Raw genomic sequence first — 20,029 nt, 5'->3', positions numbered from 1 at the left:
CACCCCGGCCAACGACCCCGGCGGGGCGCATACGCCGACGCCCCGCCGGAGACGCAGGTCACCGGCGGGGCGTGTGGTCACAGCAGGGGCGCGGAATTCGCCCGGATGGGCGGTGTACGGCGCGGCCCGGGGCGGGCGCGCGGCCCTCGGGCGGGTCAGCCGACGCGGACGCCGAACTGGAACGGCATGTTCTTCATGGCCTCGTAACGGACGCCACCGGTCGGGTTGGAGGCGTGGAAGACCTGGCCGTTGCCCGCGTAGAGGCCGACGTGGTGCAGGTCGTCGTAGAAGAGGACCAGGTCTCCGGGCTGGAGGTCGCTCTGGTTGTAGATGCGCGTGCCGTCGTTGGCCTGCGTGGTGGTGACGCGGCTGATCTTGACGCCGGCCTGGGCGTAGGCCCACTGGGTCAGGCCCGAGCAGTCCCACGAGTCGGGGCCGGTGTCGCCCATGTGGTAGCGGTCGCCCTTCTGGGTGATCGCGGCGGCGAGGGCCGCCCCGGCCCGGCCCGAGCCCTTCACCGCACCCTTGGAGCCGGCGGCGTCCGCGGCGGCCTGACCGTCCTTGGCCGCGTCGCTCTTCAACTGGCCCCGCTCCTCGGCGGTCAGCGTGTTGAGGAGGGCCTGGGCGTCGGCGAGCTTGCTCTGGGCCGCCGCCTTCTTCTCGGCGAGTTCCTTGCGGACGGCTTCGAGGTCGGCGAGCTTGCCGGTGGCTTCCTGACGCTGCTGCGCGAGGCTGCGCTGCTTGGCCTGGATCTTCGTTATCGCCTCGACCTGCTTGCCGCTCACCTGCTGGAGCGTGGAGGCCTTGTCGAGGAAGGCGTCCGGGTCGGAGGAGAGCAGGAGCAGCATGGACGGGTCGAGGCCGCCGCCGCGGTACTGGGCCGTCGCCATCGAACCGAGCGTGTTGCGCAGGCCGTTGAGCTCGTCCTGGCCGCGCGCGACCTGGTCCTGGAGCTGCGAGATTTCCTTCTCCAGCTTCTCCTGGCGCTCCTTGGCCCCGTTGAACTTCTCGGTGGCCTGCTCGGACTCCTCATAGAGGGCGTCGACCTTGCTCTTGACCTCGTCCTTGCTCGGCTTGGCCGGGGCGGCCATGGCCGACTGGGAGGAGAGGGCGACGGCCGCGGTGGCGAGGGCGGTGAGCACGCTCACGCGGGTGCGGGTCGGCGGCTTGGGTCGACGGTGGGACGCCACGAACGCGAGCTCCTTATGCCTGGAGCCGCCGAATACAGTCGCAGGGCTCGGCAGCGCACCTCCGCCGTCACCCCGAATGAGTGAACTGCCGCACGAAGGTTTGAGCCGACCCTAGTGACCTCGCTGTGATCAGTTCAAATCCTGTCGGCAAAAAACTTGGCCGCCGACCAGGTTCTTTACCTACAGCCCACGCTCTGTGCAGGGCACTTGACGGTACGTTCCCTGCCGGCTCTGCGAAATCGGGCATTCCAGCTAGGAGTTACGAAACGCGCGAAAGCCGCTTCAGCAACAAAGCGGACGTCACGGGGCGTGCTCCGGCCTTCGCCACACCGTCGGCCACCTCACGGTCGGTGGAGACCACGACCACCGGCCGGCCGGGCGGCTCCGCGCGCACCAGCTGGCGGATCAGCTCGTCCGCCGTCACGCCGGGCTTGGAGAACAGCACCCGCACCCCGCGCGGCGGCGCGAGCAGCACCGGGGCCGCCAGTTCCGCGCCGTCGAAGACGCAGGTCATCTCCGCGCCCGTCTGCGCGGCCAGCATCGACAGCCCGCCCAGCAGCCGCAGCCGCTGCTTCTCCAGCGGCATCGTCGGATAGCCGGTCTTCGTCACGTTGTACCCGTCGACCACCAGATGGGCCTGGGGCAGCGCCAACAGCTGGTCCAGCAGCGCCGGATCGGTCTCCGACAGGGCGCGCGCCGCGATGTCCTTCGGGGTCATCCGGCCCGGCTCCACCGCGTCCACGGTGTCGGCCGGCCGCGTCGAGACCGGCGGCAGCGCCAGCTCGCGGCGCAGCCCCTGGGCCGCGTCCAGCACGGTGTCCAGCAGCAGCCGCAGCCGCATGTCCTCGACGCTGCGGCCCTCGCGGGTGGCCCGGCGGGAGGTCTCCAGCGCCGTCTCGACCTCCGCGAGGCGGGACTTGAGCCGCCGGGTCTCGCTCTCGGCGGCGGTCACCTGCGCGGCGGCCTCGCCCCGGATCCCCTCGATCTCGGCGGTGACCTTGCGCAGGGCCGCCTCGCCGCGCTTCACGTCGCTCTGGGCGCTGCGCAGCTTGCGCTGGAGCGATTCCACTTCCTTGCGCGCCGCGTCCAGGTCGGCCCGCACCTGCTCACCGCCCAGACGCTGCGCGTCCCGAGCGTGGGCCAGTTCCTCGCGCAGCCGGTCCAGTTCGCGCCGGGTCTCCTCGCCGACCCGCTCGGCGTCGGCGCGCTGCGCCTCCTCGCCCGCGGCGGCCACCAGCTTCACCCAGCCGACCGGGCGCAGCACGTAGGCGGCGGCCGCCACGTCCAGCGGGTCCGCGGCGGCCGGCGGGGCGCCGGACTCCAGGGCGCCGGCCAGCTCGGCCTGCGCCTCGCGCAGCTTCTCGGCGACGCGGCCCCGGAAGACGGCGTCCGCCTCCACCGCCGCGGCCATCGCGTTGCCCGCGAACTTGGCGCGCCGGGTCGGGGTGAACCGGGCGTACTGGCGCAGCTGCGCCGGGAGGTCCGCGACCGTCAGTCCGCCGAAGGCGTCCGAGACGAGCGCGACGACCCGGCGCCGCACGCCTTCCGGCAGCGGGCGGTCGAGCACCTCGGCGGCGTCGCCGGCCGCGTCGGCCGGCTCAGCGCCGCTTGCTGGCTCCACAATCCGTCACCCCTACCGTCATTCACCTGCGGGCGGGGCTCCGTCAGGAGTCCGCGCCCGGCCTGTCCACGAGCTCGATCTGGTCCACCGCGTTGCACCACCGGCAGCGGACCGACTCGATGGTCTCATTGACCACCTCGCGCTCCTCGACCTTGGGCTCCCCGGCAAGGTCCAGGTGGACGTACTCCACGACCTTCAACGAACGAGTGACGTCGAAACGCGTGAGGTTGCCGCACAGCGTGCAGCGCCACCGGGTGGTGTCGGTCGGCAGGGGAACCGTCATCAGGCCGCTCTCTCCTTCGTAGCTGATTCAATTAAAGCCGCCGTCCGCGTCAATCGGCGGACCGCAGCTCGTAACCCTACGGCCTGCCGGTGCTCCGGGAGGGTTCGCTTGGGTCATGCTCGATCGCATGATCGTAAAGTGGCAGGCCCTCCGGGAGGCCGCCCGGGGCCCGGTGGTCGTCCACGCGCTGATCGCCGGCTGCTGCGTGGTGTTCCTCCTCGGCCCGTCCTCGGGGCTGAATCCCTCGTACGGGACGGGCGAGCGGTTACTGGAGACGGGGACCGCGTACTTCCGGCGCTGGGGGGTGGTCCCGGACGAGCTCTTCACCGGCTCGGCGCGGGCCCTGCTGACTCCGCTCACCGCCCTGTTCGTGCACGGCAGCTGGCTGCACCTGCTCGGCAACATGCTGTTCCTGTACGTCTTCGGCGTGATGACGCAGGAGCGGATGGGGCGACCGGAGTTCCTGTCGTTCTACATCTGTACGGGCTACCTGGCGCTGGCGGCGTACGCGGCGGCCAACGCCTCCTCGGACCAGACCCTGGTCGGCGCCTCGGGGGCGATCTCCGCGGTACTGGGCGCCTTCCTCTGCCTGTTCCCGCGCGCCCGCGTGACGAGCCTGTTCCCCTTCCTCCTGTTCCTCCCGCTGCGCTTCCCGGCGTGGCTGGTCCTGCTGTTCTGGTTCGCCCTCCAGTGGGTGGCGGCGCACCGCGCGGGCAGCGGCCCCGGGGTGGCGTACCTCGCCCACCTGGTGGGCTTCTCGCTCGGCTTCGTCTACGCGTGGGTGCGCTATCGGCGTACGACTAGAGTGAGGCGACCAGCGACGGCCACCGAGGGAGACAGCCAGCCGTGATCACCGCGATCGTGCTCATCAAGACCAGCGTGGACCGCATCCCCGAGATCGCCGAGTCCATCGCCGCGCTGGAGAACGTCAGCGAGGTCTACTCCGTCACCGGGACGTACGACCTGATCGCCCTGGTCCGCGTGGCCCGCCACGAGAACCTGGCGGACATCATCCCGGGCCGCATCAGCAAGATCCCGGGCGTCGAGGCGACGGACACGCACGTGGCGTTCCGCACGTACTCCCAGCACGACCTGGAAGCGGCCTTCGCCATCGGCCTCGACGCGTAGCGAGCCCTCACAACCCCGGCAGGCTCTCCCCCGGCCGGGCGGCCCGCCCCCCTGGGGCCGGAAGGGGTAGCCGCGCGGGCATCCCTCCGGGTCCCCTTCCACGCAGGCGTTGACGGTCGGTACCGGGTCCCGGTAGGACACCCCGGTAGGTCATGATCCGTACCGTTTCACACGGCCGGGACGCAGCGGCCTTCCTCGGTGCGGTACTGCCACTTCGCCCCGTCGGCCACCAGCTCCTTCACGGCGCCGACGAAGCGGTCGACGTGCTCGTCCGGGGTGCCGGCGCCGAAGCTGACGCGGATCGCGTTCAGCGAGCGCTCCCCCGGGGCCGCCTCGGGGGCTCCGCATTCGCCCTGGGCCTGCGGCTCGCTGCCCAGCAGGGTGCGGACCAGCGGGTGGGCGCAGAAGAGCCCGTCGCGGACGCCGATCCCGTACTCCGCCGACAGCGCCGCCGCGAAGTGCGAGCTGTTCCAGCCGTCGACCACGAAGGAGATGACCCCGACCCGCGTGGGGGTCCCCCCAGCGGAACGCGAGGGGGAGTCGTCGCCGAAGAGGGACAGGATCCGGACGGCCGGGACCTGTGCCAGGCCCTCGCGGACCTTGGCGATCAGGTGCCGCTCGCGGGCGACGAGGCCCTCGAAGCCCGCCTCGGTCAGGGCCTTGCAGGCGGAGGCGATCGAGTACACGCCGATGACGTTCGGGGAGCCTGCCTCGTGGCGGGCCGCCGTCGTGTGCCATTCGACGTCCACGCCGCCGTCCGCGCGGCGGGCGACCTTCCGGGAGGCGCCGCCGCCGGCCAGGTACGGCTCCGCCCGCTGCAGCCAGTCCGCCCGGCCGGCCAGCACGCCCGAGCCGAACGGCGCGTACAGCTTGTGCCCGGAGAAGGCCACCCAGTCCACGTCCAGCTCCTGCACGGAGACTGGGTGGTGCGGGGCCAGCTGGGCGGCGTCCAGGACGATCCGCGCGCCGTGGGCGTGCGCCGCGGCGGCGAGCTCCTTCACCGGCCACAGCTCCCCGGTGACGTTGGACGCTCCGGTGACGCAGACCAGCGCCGAACCGTACGGCTCGCGCGCGGCGAGCGCCCGCTCCAGGGTCTCCACGGCCTGGGCCGGGGTCCGCGGCGCGTTGAGGTACGTGACCTGCGCGTTCCCCCACGGCAGCAGCGAGGCGTGGTGCTCGGTCTCGAAGACGAACACCTGGCAGTCGGCCGGCAGCACGGCGGCGAGCAGGTTCAGCGAGTCGGTGGTGGACCGGGTGAAGACGACCTGGTCGGAGGGGCGGCAGTCGAGGAACCCGGCGACCGTCGCCCGGCTCTGCTCGAAGAGGTCCGTGGACAGCTGGGAGAGGTAGCCGGCGCCGCGGTGCACGCTGCCGTAGTACGGGGCGTACGCCGCGACGTCGTCCCAGACCCGCTGCAGCGCGGGGGCGCTGGCCGCGTAGTCGAGGGCCGCGTAGGTGACCTCGCCGCCGGTGACGAGCGGGACGGTGACGTCCCGGCCGAGCACAGGCAGCGGCTCGGCACAGGCGGGGTCGGCGGAGGCGGTCACGACGTCGGTGGCGGCGGTGTTCGGGTACGCGGACATGGCGGTATCTCCCGGCAGGACAGGCTGAATGGCTTCGGACGGCCCGTACGCGGACGCACGCGGCACACGCGTCCCGGAAACGGGTGCGCGGATGCACGGGTGCGGAGGGGGTACGGGAGTTGCCTCGACGCGCGGACGGCTCAGGACCGCACGGAGGGTGAAGAAGGGGCGGAGTCGCCCTATCGCATTCGCTTGCTCACGGAAAAGCTCCTCGAGAGACCAGGACCCCTGGTGTCGAGGGATCCGCGCTTGCCGCAGGCCTTTCTGCCTGCGACCTGGTCATCACCCGGGGCACCCCGCCACGGAAGGAGGGTTGCCGGACAGCAAGCCGGGGCCAAAACGCTGTCACTCGTGACCTGGTCAGCATCCTGCCACAAGATCCCCCGCGCACAAGACCCCGGTCCACCATGCGGACCGGGGCCTTGGCCGGAAAGGAACGGGCGCAGGACGCCCCTATGCGTTGCTGGCCGCCACCCAGCGGTCCAGGGCCGCCCTCGCCGCGCCCGAGTCGACGGACTCCGCCGCACGGGCGATCGCGGCGCGGATCTGGTCCTCCAGGGTCCCCGTGCCCGGGTCCAGGGCCACCAGGGCGGCCGCGGAGTTCAGCAGGACCGCGTCGCGCACCGGGCCGGTCTCGCCGGCCAGCAGCCGGCGGGCGACGTCCGCGTTGTACGAGGCGTCCGCGCCCCGCAGCGCCGAGACGTCGACCAGCGGGATGCCGACGTCACGCGGGTCGAAGGACTGCTCGTCCACCCGGCCGTCGCGCACCCACCACACCCGGGAGGTCGCCGTCGTCGTCAGCTCGTCCAGGCCGTCGTCCCCGCGGAACACCAGCGCGGAGGAGCCCCGCTCCGCCAGCACGCCCGCCACGATGGGGGCCACCCGCGCGTCCGCCACGCCCGTGGCCTGCGCCCGTACCCGCGCCGGGTTGGTCAGCGGGCCCAGGAAGTTGAAGGTGGTCCGGATGCCCAGCTCCTTGCGGGCCGCCGCCACGTGCCGCAGCGCCGGGTGGAACTTCACCGCGAAGCAGAAGGTGATGCCGGCCTCCTGAGCGACCTCGACCACCCGCGCCGGGGTGAGGTCCAGGTTGACCCCGAGCTTCTCCAGGACGTCCGAGGAGCCGCTGGCGGAGGACGCGGCCCGGTTGCCGTGCTTGACCACCTTCGCACCCGTACCGGCCACCACGATCGAGGACATCGTCGAGATGTTCACCGTCTTGGCCCCGTCGCCGCCCGTGCCGACGATGTCCACCGTCCGGCCCGGCACCTCGATCAGGTTGGCGTGCCCGTACATGGACCGTACGAGGCCGTTGATCTCCGCGACCGTCTCCCCCTTGGCCCGCAGCGCCACCACGAAGCCGGCGATCTGGGCGTCCGTGGCCTCTCCGCGCATGATCCGGTCCATGGCCCAGGCCGTCTCGTCCGCGCGCAGGTCCTGGCCGGACAGCAGGGCATCGAGGACGCCCGGCCAGCCGCGGGCCGCCACGCTGTCGCCGCCTGCCGGGGTCGCAACGTTCATGGTCCGCTCCTGCTGTTGATCGGCCACCCGATGTCGGGGCCCACTCGAATGGGAAGGGGTTCAGCCTATCCAGCCCCGGGGACGGCAAAGAGCCCCGTCCGGACACTGGACGGGGCTCTTGCCGTGGCGACACCAGGACTGACCTGAATCAGTCCCTCAAGCGGGATCAGTGGTGGCCGTGGCCGCTCTGGATCTCCTTGTACTCCTCCACCGTGGGCTTCGGAATCTGGCTGTCCTCCGCGTAGTAGCCCTTGCTGAGCTTCGCGCGGAGCTTCTCCATGCGGCCGACCTTGCGCTCGACACCGTTCTCGTCGACCGTCGGGCCGATCTCGACCGGCTTGTACTGCTCGTGCGCGGTCAGGGTGTGCAGCTTGCCCTGCGTCAGCGGCTCGTGGATCTCGACGAACTCACCGTGCGGCAGGCGCTTGATGATGCCGGTCTCGCGACCGTGCAGCACCTTGTCCCGGTCCCGGCGCTGGAGGCCGAGGCAGATCCGCTTGGTGATGACGAAGGCGATGACCGGGCCGACGAAGAAGCCGATGCGGGCGAACCACGTGATGTTGTTGATCGACAGGTGGAAGTACTGCGCGAACATGTCGTTTCCACCGGCGATCAGCAGGATGACGTACCACGTCAGCCAGGCCACACCGAAGGCCGTACGGGTCGGGACGTTGCGCGGGCGGTCCAGGATGTGGTGCTCGCGCTTGTCCCCGGTGACCCAGGACTCGATGAACGGGTAGACCGCGATCGTGGCCAGTACCAGCGGGAAGATCACCAGCGGGATGAACACGCCCAGGACGAGCGTGTGGCCCCAGAGGTTGATCTCCCAGCCGGGCATCGCACGGATGAGGCCCTCGGAGAAGCCCATGTACCAGTCGGGCTGCGCGCCGGTGGACACGTGGTCCGGCCGGTACGGGCCGAGCGCCCAGATCGGGTTGATCGAGGCGACCGCCGCGATGGCCGCGATGACACCGAAGACCAGGAAGAAGAAGCCTCCGGCCTTGGCCATGTAGACCGGCAGCAGCGGCATGCCGACGACGTTGTTGTTCGTCTTGCCGGGACCCGCGAACTGGGTGTGCTTGTGGTAGAAGACCAGGATCAGGTGGGCCACCAGCAGGCCCATCATGATGCCGGGCAGCAGCAGGATGTGGATCGAGTAGAACCGCGCGACGAAGTCGCCGCCGGGGAACTCGCCGCCGAAGAGGAAGAACGACAGGTACGTGCCGACGATCGGCACGGACAGGATCGCGCCCTCCATGAAGCGGACACCGGTGCCCGAGAGCAGGTCGTCCGGCAGGGAGTAACCGGTGAAACCGGTGAACATGCCGAGGACCAGCAGCAGGAAGCCGAAGATCCAGTTGACCTCGCGCGGCTTGCGGAACGCGCCGGTGAAGAACACGCGCATCATGTGCACGAGCATCGCCGCGACGAAGATCAGCGCCGCCCAGTGGTGGATCTGCCGGATGAGCAGACCGCCGCGGACCTCGAAGCTGATGTTCAGAGTCGAGGCGAAGGCCTCGGACATCTGGACGCCCTGCATCGGCACGTACGAGCCGTGGTACACGACCTCGTTCATGCTCGGGTGGAAGAACAGCGTCAGGTACACACCCGTGAGGATGATGATGATGAAGCTGTAGAGGCAGATCTCACCCAGCATGAAGGACCAGTGGTCCGGGAAGATCTTGCGCATGTTGGACTTGGCCAGGCTGTAGATGCCCAGGCGTCCGTCCGCCCAGTCCGCTACCCGCTCGCCCTTGGAGGGCGCCGGCCGCTTTGTGTCAGTGGCAGTACTCATCCGCGCTCCCAGAATGCAGGACCGACGGGCTCTTCGAAGTCGCCGAGCGCTTCGAGGAAGCCTTCACCGTTCACGCCGATCCGCAGCTGCGGAAGCGCGTGGCCGGCCGGACCGAAGATGACTCGGGCGCCGTCGGAGAGGTCGAAGGTGGACTGGTGGCACGGGCAGAGCACGTGGTGGGTCTGCTGCTCGTACAGGCTGATCGGGCAGCCGACGTGGGTGCAGATCTTCGAGTAGGCCACGATGCCCTCGTGGGACCACTCGAGTTCCTGCTTGTCCTTGATGTCCTCCGGCTTGATGCGGACGATCATCAGGGCGGCCTTGGCGATCTGCGTCTGGAAGTCGTGCTGCTCCTCCTCCAGGCCCTCGGGCCTGGCGAAGGTCAGCGAACCGACCTGCACGTCCTCGGGACGCAGCGGCTCGTTCGTGTTGTCGTTGATGAGCAGCTTGCCCTTGGCCCACACGGTCTTGCGCAGCTTCTCCTCGGGCAGCGGGCCCAGGTCGCGCATGATCATGAGAGCGGACAGCGGCAGCATCGACAGCGCGCCCAGCATCGTGTTGCGGATCAGCGGGCGGCGGGCGATGCCCGACTCCTGCGCGCCGTCGGCGAAGTCCTGCATGACCTTCGCCTTGAGCTCCGGCGGCGCCGCGATCTCGTGGCGCTCGTCGGCGACCTCCACGTCGGACATCAGGGTGCGGGCCCAGTGGACCGCGCCCGCGCCGATGCAGAAGAGGGCCGTGCCCAGGGTCAGACCGAGCGCGAAGTTCAGCGCGCTCACCTTCCCGATCGGGAAGATGTAGACGATCTTGTCGACCGGGAGGATCACGTACGAGGCGATGAAGCCGATCGTGGCCAGCATCGACAGCGTGAACAGCATCGCCACGGTGCGCTCGGAGCGCTTCGCGGCCCGCTCGTCGATGTCCTGGATACGGGGCTTGTGGACCGGCAGGCCCGGGTCGGCGAACGGGTCGTCCGCGACTGCGACGCCACCGTGGTGCGCGTCGCCCTGCTCGCTCGGCAGGTGCTTCTCTTCGGGAATGTCTTGGCTACTCATGACTTCTTGGCCTTAGCGGTGTGGGCCGCGACCCAGACGGCGACAGCGATCAGCGCACCCAGACCGAAGATCCAGCCGAACAGACCCTCGGAGACGGGGCCGAGGCCACCGAGCTTGAGACCACCGGGGCTGGTCGACTTGTCGCCGTTCACGTGTTCGAGGTACGCGATGATGTCCTTCTTCTCCTTCGTCGGCATGGTGCTGTCCGGGAAGGAGGGCATGTTCTGCGGGCCGGTGAGCATGGCCTCGTAGATGTGCTTCGGCGAGACGCCCTCAAGGTTCGGGGCGTACTTGCCGTTCGTCAGCGCGCCGCCTTCGCCGGTGAAGTTGTGGCACTGCGCGCAGTTGTTGCGGAAGAGCTCACCACCCCTGGCGATGTTGGCGCCCGCCGGGTCGTACTGCTTCTCGGTCGGCACGATGGGGCCGGCGCCGAGGGAGGCGATGTAGGCGGCGAGCTGGTCGATCTGCGCCTGTTCGTAGATGACCGGCTTCTTCGGCACCTGCACGCCGGGCTGCTGGGCGGGCATGCGGCCCGTGCTCACCTGGAAGTCGACGGCCGCGGAGCCGACGCCGACCAGGCTGGGGCCGTCAGTGGAACCCTGACCGCCGGTTCCGTGGCAGCTTGCGCAACCCACGGCGTAGAGCTTCTTGCCCTCCTCGATGGCGAGGGACTGGGCGGTTTCATCGGCCTGCGCCTTGCCCGCGGGGGCGAAGGCGGCGTACAGCCCCCCAGTGGCCGCCAGCGCGAGGAGTAGAACGACGACCGCCGCCAGCGGATGGCGTCGTCGTGCGGAGAGCTTTTTCACGGATTACCCCGGTGTCAGGATCTTCTGCGTCGGTGTTTCTGGATGGAGTGCCGGGTCTGGCCCGGTGACGTGTTCGCTACTTGATCAGGTAGATCGTCGCGAAGAGGCCGATCCAGACGACATCGACGAAGTGCCAGTAGTAGGACACGACGATGGCCGACGTGGCCTGTTCGTGGGTGAACCTCTTGGCCGCGTACGTCCGGCCGAGGACCAGCAGGAAGGCGATGAGACCGCCCGTCACGTGCAGACCGTGGAAGCCGGTGGTCAGGTAGAACACCGAGCCGTACGGACCTGACTTGAGAGACATGCCCTCGTGCTTGACCAGCTCGGTGTACTCGAACACCTGGCCGCCAATGAAGATCGCACCCATGACGAATGTGATCATGAACCACGACCGGAGCTTCTTCACGTCACCGCGCTCGGCTGCGAATACGCCGAGCTGGCAGGTGAGGGAGGAAAGCACCAGGATCGTCGTGTTCGTCGCCGAGAAGGGCAGATTCAAGGCCGAAGCCTGCTCTGACCAGTACTCGGCACCTGTCACGGATCGCAGGGTGAAGTACATCGCGAAGAGGGCCGCGAAGAACATCAGCTCGGAACTCAACCAGATGATGGTTCCGACGCTGACGAGGTTCGGCCGGTTGACCGTCGGGTGCGCGTGCCCGGTATCTACTGTCGTTGCTGTCGCCACGACCGACATTATGTCGGTCGCTTATCCCGCCCTCACCCCGGGGGGTGCCGTTCGGAGTGTCAGGGGCGTGTGCAAGGCCCGAACGGCCCATCAGATCGGCCCGGGGACCTTCATCGGCGAGGCTGTCCGAACCGATGTTGACACCGGGTCGGACGGAGTAGCATCCCGCGCAACATCAACGTGATTCACGGCACCGTGGAGGAACGAAATGCGGTCGACTGCACGGGTTCTGGTCTACAGCGACGACGCGAGCACCCGCGAGCAGGTGCGGCTGGCGGCCGGGCGCAGGCCGGCCGCGGACCTGCCACCGGTGGAGTTCGTGGAATGCGCCACGCTCCCGGCCGTCCTGAGCGAGCTGGACGCGGGCGGGATCGACGTGTGCGTGCTGGACGGCGAGGCGGTCCCGGCCGGCGGCATGGGCGTGTGCCGGCAGATCAAGGACGAGATCTTCCGGTGCCCTCCGGTACTGCTGCTGATGGGGCGTCCGCAGGACGCCTGGCTGGCCACCTGGAGCCGCGCGGACGCGGCGGTGACCCTTCCGGTCGACCCGGTGGAGTTCGCCGACGCCCTGGCGGCCCTGGTGCGTTCCCGGCTGTCGTCGGCCGCGTGACCTAGCGCCGGCGCCGGCGCGCCGTCATCCGTACGTACGGACTTCGGTGCGCCGGCGCCGGTCGCGGCGGCCGGCCGGGCCCGCGCCCGGAGCGCGGGCCCGCCGGGCTCAGACCTGCGGGCGCAGCCGGGCCTGGTCGATCGGACTGCGGCCTTCCTGGGTGCCCTTGAGGAGGGCGCTGCCGTCGCGCCACTCCTTCCAGTCCAGGTTCCAGTCGCCGAAGCCGTTGCCGAAGGGCTCCATGTCATCGCCGATACTGTTGATCACCCGGACGATGTCGCCCTCGGTGATGTTCTCGTAGAACCAGGCGGCGTTGCTCGTGCTCATGCCGGTGCAGCCGTGGCTGACGTTCTCGGAGCCCTGTGAGTCCAGGGACCACGGCGCGGCGTGCACGTATTCACCACTCCAGGTGACGCGGGTCGCGTAGTAGACGGGCAGGTTGTAGTACTCGCTGCCGCCGATGCCGACGGTGTCGCCGCGCATCTGGACGAAGTACTGCTTGCCGAGCACCACCTTGACCCCGTTGCGGGTGGAGAAGCCGGGCTTTCCGGTGGTCACCGGAATGGTGTTGATCACTTCTCCGTTGCGCTCGAACGTCAGGTAGTGCGCGGAGGCGTCCGTGGTGACCTCGACGCGGTCCCCGATCTCCAGTGTCAACGGCGTGGCGGCGGCCCCGTGGAGCTCATCGGTGATCTTGATGCCCTCCAGATTGCTCCGTACGGAGACGGTGGAGTGCGCGGGCCAGTAGTCCTTGGGGCGGAAGTGCAGGTTCTTGTCGTCCACCCAGTGCCAGGCGCCCTCGACGCCCGGCGGCGTGCTGACGACCAGGCCCCGCTCCACGATCGCCCGGGCGGCCTTGTCCGTGATGGGCTCGTTGAGCACGGCCGTGAGGGGCTGTCCGACGCCGTACTTGCCCTCGTCCGGCCCGAATTCGACCTTGAGGACCTTGTCGGCCGGAGTCGTCTCGAACGCCAGCCTGCGCTGCCCCGGGGCGCCCCGCTCGTCCTCGGTGTTCACCAGGACCGTGTAATGGACGCCGGCGGCCATGGGGGCGGTGCTGTGCCAGCGGTCGCCCTTGGCGCTCAGTTCGCCCGCGAGGCGGCGTCCCTGGGCGTCCACGGCGGACACGTCGGTGATCCGGCTGCCGCCGGTGCCCTTGGCGGTGATCTCCAGGGGCTTCTCGGGGTCGACGGGCCGCCCGCCCGGCGGCTGGTTGAAGACGACCTGGTCGCCCGCGTCGTACGGGCGGGCTGACAGCGGGTTGTCCCCGGGCCCGCAAGCGGTGGCGCCGGCCCCGAGGGACGCCACCAGCACAGAGCAGCTGACTACCGTCCAAAGACGCGGTGAGTGCTTCATGGAGCCCACGCTATGAAGATATGACCATTACTGCGCGCGGGGTGACTGCAAACGAGGGGCCCGGACTCCTCCATTGGAGGTGTCCGGGCCCCAGGTCTTGTCTCGGTGCTGCGGTCCTACTGGTTCTGGTTCTCACCGCGGTAGTACTCGTACACCCAGCCCCACAGACCGATCAGGATCAGCGGAGCGGAGAAGTACATGAGCCACCAGCCGAAGATGACACCCATGAAGGCGAAGGCGCCACCGATCGCCAGCGAGAGCGGCTGCCAGCTGTGCGGGGAGAAGAACCCCAGCTCGCCCGCCTCGTCGGCGACGTCGGCCTCCAGGTTGTCCTGGGCCATCTCGTCGACGCGCTTGGCCGTGAAGGCCAGGTAGTAGCCGATCATGACGCTCAGGCCGAAGGCCAGGAAGAGCGCGGTGGTACCGACGGGCTCCTTCGACCACACGCCGTACACGACGGCCATGATCAGGATGAAGAAGGAGAGCCAGAGGAACATCTTGCCCTGGATCTTCACTTGCCGGCCTCCTTGCCACCGGTGACGCCCTTGGCGGCGACGCTGTGGTCCTCGAGGTGGTCGAGGGCCGCGATCTCAGGGTGGTGCAGGTCGAACGCCGGCGACTCGGAACGGATCCGCGGCAGGGTGAGGAAGTTGTGCCGCGGCGGCGGGCAGGACGTCGCCCACTCGAGCGAACGGCCGTAACCCCACGGGTCGTCGACCTCGACCTTCTTGCCGTACTTCGCCGTCTTCCAGACGTTGTACATGAACGGCAGCATCGACATGCCCAGCAGGAACGAGCTGATCGTCGAGATCGTGTTCAGGGTGGTGAAGCCGTCGGCCGCGAGGTAGTCCGCGTAACGGCGCGGCATGCCCTCGGCGCCCAGCCAGTGCTGCACCAGGAACGTGCCGTGGAAGCCGATGAACAGCGTCCAGAAGGTGATCTTGCCGAGGCGCTCGTCCAGCATCTTGCCCGTGAACTTCGGCCACCAGAAGTGGAAGCCGGCGAACATCGCGAACACCACGGTGCCGAAGACGACGTAGTGGAAGTGCGCGACGACGAAGTACGAGTCGGAGACGTGGAAGTCCATCGGGGGCGAGGCCAGGATGACGCCGGTCAGACCACCGAAGGTGAAGGTGACCAGGAAGCCGATCGTCCAGAGCATCGGGGTCTCGAAGGACAGCGAGCCCTTCCACATGGTGCCGATCCAGTTGAAGAACTTCACACCGGTCGGTACCGCGATCAGGAAGGTCATGAAGGAGAAGAACGGAAGCAGCACGCCGCCGGTGACGTACATGTGGTGGGCCCACACGGTCACGGAGAGGCCGGCGATCGAGATCGTCGCGGCGATCAGGCCGATGTAACCGAACATCGGCTTGCGGGCGAAGACCGGGATGATCTCGGAAATGATTCCGAAGAATGGCAGCGCGATGATGTACACCTCTGGGTGTCCGAAGAACCAGAAGAGGTGTTGCCACAGCAATGCGCCGCCGTTGGAGGCGTCGAATACGTGGGCGCCGAACTTGCGGTCGGCCTCCAGCGCGAAGAGCGCGGCGGCCAGCACCGGGAAGGCGAGCAGGACCAGGACACCGGTCAGCAGCACGTTCCAGGTGAAGATCGGCATGCGGAACATCGTCATGCCGGGGGCGCGCATGCAGATGATCGTGGTGATGAAGTTGACCGAGCCGAGGATCGTGCCGAAGCCGGAGAAGGCCAGACCCATGATCCACATGTCGGCGCCGATGCCCGGCGAGCGGACCGCGTCCGACAGCGGGGAGTAGGCGAACCAGCCGAAGTCGGCGGCGCCGTTCGGCGTCACGAAGCCGGCCACCGCGATGGTCGAGCCGAAGAGGTACAGCCAGTACGCGAACATGTTCAGCCGCGGGAACGCCACGTCGGGCGCGCCGATCTGCAGCGGCATGATCCAGTTCGCGAAGCCCGCGAAGAGCGGAGTGGCGAACATCAGCAGCATGATCGTGCCATGCATGGTGAACGCCTGGTTGAACTGCTCGTTCGACATGATCTGCGTGCCCGGACGAGCCAGCTCGGCGCGCATGAAGAGCGCCAGCAGACCGCCGATGATGAAGAACACGAACGACGTGACCAGGTACATCGTGCCGATGGTCTTGTGGTCGGTAGTGGTCAGCCACTTCACGACGACATTGCCCGGCTGCTTGCGCCGTACCGGCAGCTCGTTTTCATACGAGTCGGCGGCGGCACCCTGAGATTCGTTGAGGATGCTCACAGTTTGTTCGTCTCCGCATTCCGGGCCGGGTCAGTCTGCTTGATGCCGGCCGGGAGGAAGCCGGTCTGCCCCTTCTCGGCCAGTTCCTTGAGGTGCGCCCGGTAGGCCTCGGGCGAGACGACCCTGACGTTGAAGAGCATCCGGGAGTGGTCGACGCCGCAGAGCTCGGCGCACTTGCCCATGAAGACGCCCTCTTCGGAGGGGGTGACCTCGAAAACGTTGGTGTGGCCCGGGATCACGTCCTGCTTGAACAGGAAGGGGACCACCCAGAAGGAGTGGATGACGTCGTTCGACGACAGGATGAAGCGGACCTTCTCGCCCTTGGGGAGCCAGAGGGTCGGCCCCGGGTTGCCCGTCTCCAGGTTCCGGTCGCCGGGAACGCCCTTCTCGTAGACGCCCTCGGCGCCCGCGGGGAATTCCTTGGTGAAGCGGTCCGGGATGTTGGCGAGCTCCTTGGGGACCTCGCCGGCCTTCGGGGTCGCCGCGTCTCCGTCGACGTTCTCGACGTAGTTGAAGCCCCAGCTCCACTGGAAGCCGATCACGTTGATCGTGTGAGCCGGCTTCGGGGTGAGGGCGAGCAGCTTCGACTCGTCACGCGCGGTGAAGTAGAAGAGCACCGAGACGATGATGAGCGGGACCACGGTGTACAGCGCCTCGATGGGCATGTTGTACCGGGTCTGCGGGGGGACCTCCACCTTCGTCCGGCTGCGCCGGTGGAAGATGATGCTCCAGATGATCAGGCCCCAGACCAGGATGCCCGTGATGAGGGCAGCTGCCCACGACCCCTGCCACAGGGACAGGATGCGAGGCGCCTCCTCCGTGACCGGATAGGGCATTCCGAGCCGGGGGAAGTCTTGCCAGTTGTACGAGCAACCAGTGGCGGTCGCCAGGACCGCGCCCGCAGTCAGCGCCTGCAGCAGCTTCCGCCGCATCGGGCGCCGCGGCGAGCGGTCGGAGCCGTAGGGACTCACGTAGCGCCTTCCCGAGAGTCTCGGCCCGCGCGGCCGGCCGCGGCCGTATTCGGGTCGGTCGCCGGCCCTGACGCAGGCAGGGGTTTGGATGTTTATGCGGACCAAACCCTACTGGACGCTATTTGGGGTCGCGCGGGGAGGGTGCCCAACGCGCCGCTACTGCCCCCGAAGGGATGGATCCGCCGTACGGGGGACGGCCCAACACCCCCTGAATGGCGGCCTCCGGAGAGCATCTGACGGCCCCTGACCTCGAACGCCGCCGGGCGCCGGTTAGCGTGGCCCGATGCCGTACTTCGACACAGCGTCCGCCGCTCCCCTGCACCCCGTGGCCCGGCAGGCGTTGCAGGCCTCCCTGGACGAGGGCTGGGCGGACCCCGCCCGGCTGTACCGGGAGGGCCGGCGCGCCCGGCTGCTCCTGGACGCGGCGCGCGAAGCGGCGGCGGAGGCCGTGGGGTGTCGCCCAGACGAGCTCGTGTTCACTCCTTCGGGGACGCACGCGGTTCACACGGGGGTCGCCGGAGCGCTCGCCGGGCGCCGGCGCGTCGGCGGTCATCTGGTCGTATCGGCGGTCGAACACAGTTCTGTACTCCACGCGGCGGACGCGCACGCGGCCGCCGGCGGGACGGTGACCCACGTCCCGGTGGACCGCGCGGGCGCGGTGTCCCCGGCCGGATACGCCGGCGCGCTGGACGCGTCGACGGCCCTGGCCTGCCTCCAGTCGGCCAATCACGAGGTCGGCACCGTCCAGCCGGTGGCGGAGGTGGCCGAGGTCTGCGCGGCGGCCGGGGTGCCGCTGCTCGTGGACGCGGCGCAGTCCCTGGGCTGGGGCCCGGTGGAGGACGGCTGGTCGGTGCTCACCGCGAGCGCGCACAAATGGGGCGGACCGGCGGGGGTCGGACTGCTGGCCGTCCGCAAGGGCGTCCGCTTCTCCCCCCAGTTCCCCGCGGACGAAAGGGAGTCGGGGCGCTCCCCCGGCTTCGTGAACCTCCCGGCGGTCGTGGCGGCGGCGGCCTCGCTGCGCGCCGTACGGGCCGAGGCCGAGGCGGAGGCGGCCCGGCTGCGGATCCTGGTGGACCGCATCCGGCGCCGCGTGGCCCGGCTGGTGCCCGACGTGGAGGTGGTCGGGGACCCGGAGCGGCGGCTGCCGCACCTGGTCACGTTCTCCTGCCTGTACGTCGACGGGGAGACGCTGCTGCACGAGTTGGACCGGGCGGGCTACTCGGTCTCCTCCGGCTCCTCGTGCACCAGCTCCACGCTGACCCCGAGTCATGTGCTCCGGGCGATGGGCGTGCTGTCGGAGGGGAACGTACGGGTCTCCCTGCCGACGGGGACCACGGCGCAGGAGGTGAACGGCTTCCTGGAGGTCCTGCCGGGGGTGGTGGCGGGGGTCCGCGCCACGCTCGGCGTCGGCGAACCGGCGGCCGTGGCGCCGGTGTCGGATGCGCTGGAGATCGACGCCCTGGGCCTGCGCTGCCCCCAGCCGGTGATCGAGCTGGCCCGCGCGATCGGCACGGTCCCGGTCGGCGGCACCGTCACCGTCCTGTCGGACGACGAGGTGGCCCGCCTGGACATCCCTGCCTGGTGCACGATGCGCGGCCACACCTACGAGGGCGAGGCCCCGCGCCCGGCGGGGGTCGCGTACACGGTCCGCCGGCGGGTCTGACCTCCAGCCCCGCCGGCGTCCGGGGCTACGCGGCGAGGTGGGCGCGGACCTCGGAGGCGGCGTCCTCGCCGTACGCCTTCGTGAAACGCTCCATGAAGTGGGCACGGGCCAGGGTGTACTCCTGCGTGCCCAGCGTCTCGATCACGAGGGTGGCCAGCATGCAGCCGATCTGCGCCGCCCGCTCCAGCCCCACGCCCCACCCGAGGCCGGTCAGGAACCCGGCGCGGAACGCGTCGCCGACGCCCGTCGGGTCCACCTTCGCCGTCTCGTCCGGGCAGCCGACCACGATCGGCTCCTCGCCGACCCGCTCGATCCGCACGCCCCGCGAGCCGAGGGTGGTCACGCGCGTGCCGACCTTGCCCAGGATCTCCGCGTCCGTCCAGCCGGACTTCGACTCGATCAGGCCCTTCTCGTACTCGTTCGAGAAGAGGTACGTCGCGCCCTCCATCAGCGTGCGGATGTTCTCGCCGTCCATCCGGGCGATCTGCTGCGAGAAGTCGGCGGCGAACGGGATCCCCCGCGTCCGGCACTCCTCCGTGTGGCGCAGCATCGCCTCGGGGTCGTCGGCACCGATGAGGACGAGGTCGAGCCCGCCCACCCGGTCGGCGACGGCCTTCAGCTCGATCAGGCGGGCCTCGCTCATCGCGCCCGTGTAGAAGGAGCCGATCTGGTTGTGGTCGGCGTCCGTGGTGCACACGAAGCGCGCGGTGTGCAGCACCTCGGAGATCCGCACGGACTCGGTGTCGACGCCGTGCCGGTCCAGCCACGCGCGGTACTCGTCGAAGTCGTACCCGGCCGCGCCGACGAGGATCGGGCGGGTGCCGAGCTGGCCCATGCCGAAGCAGATGTTCGGGCCGACGCCGCCCCGGCGTACGTCGAGGTTGTCGACGAGGAAGGAGAGGGAGACCGTGTGCAGCTGGTCCGCGACCAGCTGGTCGGCGAAGCGGCCGGGGAAGGTCATGAGGTGGTCGGTGGCGATGGAGCCGGTGACTGCGATACGCACGGCGTGGACGCTCCTGCGGAGGACGGCGAGGGGGACAGTCAAAACTACCCGGTCGCCGCCCGGTCGCCGACCGACCGAAACTACCCCGTAGTAGGTCTTTCTTCGCCCGCCGGGCCGTGCCTACCGTGCCCCATGACCTACACCGATGGTTTCGGGTACGCGGGCACGGCCAAGGACGGCGCCGCGAAGGGTGCCGCCGACACGCGGCCCGGTTTCGCACGGCTGCTGGGTGACTGCGCCAGGATGGCCCCGCACTGGGCGGTCCCGGCGGACCCCCGGCCGGACCGGGTGGCGCCCTCGCAGATCCACGGGATCAGCGTCCCGCCGGCCTCGGCCCGCCTGATCGCCTCGACAGCGGCGTACGGGGACTAGGCCGTGCCTTTCGGACCCGGGCCGCCCTGATCCGAAAGACACGGCCTAGCTGTATTGACCCGCAGCGTTGTTGATTCGGCTGATGGGCGGGTGTCCGCCGAGTGCCGTGTGGCAGCGGTGGTGGTTGTAGGTGTGGAGGAAGTCT

19 protein-coding genes, 1 pseudogene and 1 riboswitch are annotated in these 20,029 nt (G+C 69.5%); of the genes and pseudogenes, 5 read left to right on the top strand and 15 right to left on the bottom strand.

What is annotated here, in order from left to right:
- Positions 1-155: 155 nt before the first annotated feature.
- From K7B10_RS28500 to K7B10_RS28490, 3 genes are all read right to left on the bottom strand, one after another.
- The gene (locus tag K7B10_RS28500; protein ID WP_229340363.1) at positions 156-1,190 is read right to left on the bottom strand and encodes a C40 family peptidase; all 1,035 of its coding nucleotides are present in this window, start codon (positions 1,188-1,190) and stop codon (positions 156-158) included.
- Between the two features lie 259 nt (positions 1,191-1,449).
- A complete protein-coding gene (locus K7B10_RS28495; protein ID WP_229345473.1) occupies positions 1,450-2,814 on the bottom strand; it encodes an NYN domain-containing protein in 1,365 nt (454 codons plus the stop codon).
- Between the two features lie 40 nt (positions 2,815-2,854).
- Positions 2,855-3,094 carry a hypothetical protein gene (locus K7B10_RS28490; RefSeq protein ID WP_229340360.1) on the bottom strand — a complete coding sequence of 80 codons (240 nt, stop codon included), beginning with the start codon at positions 3,092-3,094 and terminating at the stop codon, positions 2,855-2,857.
- 127 nt (positions 3,095-3,221) lie between these two features.
- Here K7B10_RS28490 and K7B10_RS28485 point away from each other — a divergent pair, with 127 nt between their 5' ends.
- Both K7B10_RS28485 and K7B10_RS28480 read left to right on the top strand, forming a co-directional pair.
- The gene (locus K7B10_RS28485) at positions 3,222-3,944 is read left to right on the top strand and encodes a rhomboid family intramembrane serine protease (protein WP_229340358.1); all 723 of its coding nucleotides are present in this window, start codon (positions 3,222-3,224) and stop codon (positions 3,942-3,944) included.
- Positions 3,941-4,222 carry an Lrp/AsnC family transcriptional regulator gene (locus tag K7B10_RS28480; protein ID WP_030013053.1) on the top strand — a complete coding sequence of 94 codons (282 nt, stop codon included), beginning with the start codon at positions 3,941-3,943 and terminating at the stop codon, positions 4,220-4,222. The genes K7B10_RS28485 and K7B10_RS28480 overlap by 4 nt, the downstream gene beginning before the upstream one ends.
- Positions 4,223-4,389: 167 nt before the next feature.
- On the opposite strand, the gene K7B10_RS28475 is transcribed toward K7B10_RS28480, so the two are convergent.
- The 6 genes from K7B10_RS28475 to ctaE all read right to left on the bottom strand — a co-directional run bounded on the left by K7B10_RS28475 (position 4,390) and on the right by ctaE (position 11,676).
- Complete coding sequence (locus tag K7B10_RS28475) at positions 4,390-5,805, bottom strand: aminotransferase class V-fold PLP-dependent enzyme (protein WP_229340356.1); 1,416 nt, start codon at positions 5,803-5,805, stop codon at positions 4,390-4,392.
- A gap of 240 nt (positions 5,806-6,045) precedes the next feature.
- Positions 6,046-6,162: riboswitch (SAM riboswitch) on the bottom strand.
- 96 nt (positions 6,163-6,258) lie between these two features.
- Positions 6,259-7,323, bottom strand: coding sequence for an anthranilate phosphoribosyltransferase (gene trpD, locus K7B10_RS28470; protein ID WP_229340354.1), 1,065 nt, complete (start codon positions 7,321-7,323; stop codon positions 6,259-6,261).
- A gap of 166 nt (positions 7,324-7,489) precedes the next feature.
- Entirely contained in the window at positions 7,490-9,118 is a 1,629-nt protein-coding gene (gene qcrB / locus K7B10_RS28465; RefSeq protein ID WP_229340351.1) for a cytochrome bc1 complex cytochrome b subunit, read from the bottom strand.
- On the bottom strand, positions 9,115-10,173 hold the full coding sequence (gene qcrA / locus K7B10_RS28460; protein WP_030863512.1) for a cytochrome bc1 complex Rieske iron-sulfur subunit: 1,059 nt from the start codon (positions 10,171-10,173) through the stop codon (positions 9,115-9,117). Before qcrA ends, qcrB begins: the two co-directional genes overlap by 4 nt.
- Complete coding sequence (gene qcrC / locus K7B10_RS28455; RefSeq protein WP_229340349.1) at positions 10,170-10,979, bottom strand: cytochrome bc1 complex diheme cytochrome c subunit; 810 nt, start codon at positions 10,977-10,979, stop codon at positions 10,170-10,172. Before qcrC ends, qcrA begins: the two co-directional genes overlap by 4 nt.
- 76 nt (positions 10,980-11,055) lie before the next feature.
- Complete coding sequence (ctaE, locus tag K7B10_RS28450; RefSeq protein WP_030863506.1) at positions 11,056-11,676, bottom strand: aa3-type cytochrome oxidase subunit III; 621 nt, start codon at positions 11,674-11,676, stop codon at positions 11,056-11,058.
- A 199-nt stretch (positions 11,677-11,875) separates the two neighbouring features.
- On the opposite strand from ctaE, the gene K7B10_RS28445 reads away from it, so the two are divergent.
- Positions 11,876-12,277 carry a DNA-binding transcriptional response regulator gene (locus K7B10_RS28445; protein ID WP_229340347.1) on the top strand — a complete coding sequence of 134 codons (402 nt, stop codon included), beginning with the start codon at positions 11,876-11,878 and terminating at the stop codon, positions 12,275-12,277.
- A 108-nt stretch (positions 12,278-12,385) separates the two neighbouring features.
- On the opposite strand, the gene K7B10_RS28440 is transcribed toward K7B10_RS28445, so the two are convergent.
- The 4 genes from K7B10_RS28440 to ctaC all read right to left on the bottom strand — a co-directional run bounded on the left by K7B10_RS28440 (position 12,386) and on the right by ctaC (position 16,846).
- On the bottom strand, positions 12,386-13,633 hold the full coding sequence (locus K7B10_RS28440; RefSeq protein WP_229340345.1) for a L,D-transpeptidase: 1,248 nt from the start codon (positions 13,631-13,633) through the stop codon (positions 12,386-12,388).
- A 116-nt stretch (positions 13,634-13,749) separates the two neighbouring features.
- Positions 13,750-14,148, bottom strand: a complete 399-nt coding sequence (locus tag K7B10_RS28435) for a cytochrome c oxidase subunit 4 (protein WP_030863499.1) — start codon at positions 14,146-14,148, stop codon at positions 13,750-13,752.
- The gene (gene ctaD / locus K7B10_RS28430; RefSeq protein WP_229340343.1) at positions 14,145-15,875 is read right to left on the bottom strand and encodes an aa3-type cytochrome oxidase subunit I; all 1,731 of its coding nucleotides are present in this window, start codon (positions 15,873-15,875) and stop codon (positions 14,145-14,147) included. The genes K7B10_RS28435 and ctaD overlap by 4 nt, the downstream gene beginning before the upstream one ends.
- Positions 15,872-16,846, bottom strand: coding sequence for an aa3-type cytochrome oxidase subunit II (gene ctaC / locus K7B10_RS28425; protein WP_229340342.1), 975 nt, complete (start codon positions 16,844-16,846; stop codon positions 15,872-15,874). Before ctaC ends, ctaD begins: the two co-directional genes overlap by 4 nt.
- 283 nt (positions 16,847-17,129) lie before the next feature.
- On the opposite strand from ctaC, the gene K7B10_RS28420 reads away from it, so the two are divergent.
- Positions 17,130-18,509 (top strand): cysteine desulfurase/sulfurtransferase TusA family protein, encoded by a 1,380-nt coding sequence (locus tag K7B10_RS28420; protein WP_229340340.1) that lies wholly within the window; start codon positions 17,130-17,132, stop codon positions 18,507-18,509.
- A 25-nt stretch (positions 18,510-18,534) separates the two neighbouring features.
- On the opposite strand, the gene K7B10_RS28415 is transcribed toward K7B10_RS28420, so the two are convergent.
- Positions 18,535-19,512 carry a carbohydrate kinase family protein gene (locus tag K7B10_RS28415; protein ID WP_030863490.1) on the bottom strand — a complete coding sequence of 326 codons (978 nt, stop codon included), beginning with the start codon at positions 19,510-19,512 and terminating at the stop codon, positions 18,535-18,537.
- 132 nt (positions 19,513-19,644) lie between these two features.
- On the opposite strand from K7B10_RS28415, the gene K7B10_RS28410 reads away from it, so the two are divergent.
- On the top strand, positions 19,645-19,884 hold the full coding sequence (locus K7B10_RS28410; RefSeq protein ID WP_229340338.1) for a hypothetical protein: 240 nt from the start codon (positions 19,645-19,647) through the stop codon (positions 19,882-19,884).
- Between the two features lie 45 nt (positions 19,885-19,929).
- On the opposite strand, the pseudogene K7B10_RS28405 reads toward K7B10_RS28410, so the two are convergent.
- A pseudogene (locus K7B10_RS28405) lies at positions 19,930-20,029 on the bottom strand (IS481 family transposase); the annotation flags it as partial.

This window comes from Streptomyces flavotricini (genome assembly GCF_020639365.1).
GTDB lineage: Bacteria > Actinomycetota > Actinomycetes > Streptomycetales > Streptomycetaceae > Streptomyces > Streptomyces flavotricini.
The sequence above is the reverse complement of the archived record's forward strand: the minus strand, read 5'-3'. Positions and strand labels throughout refer to the sequence as shown.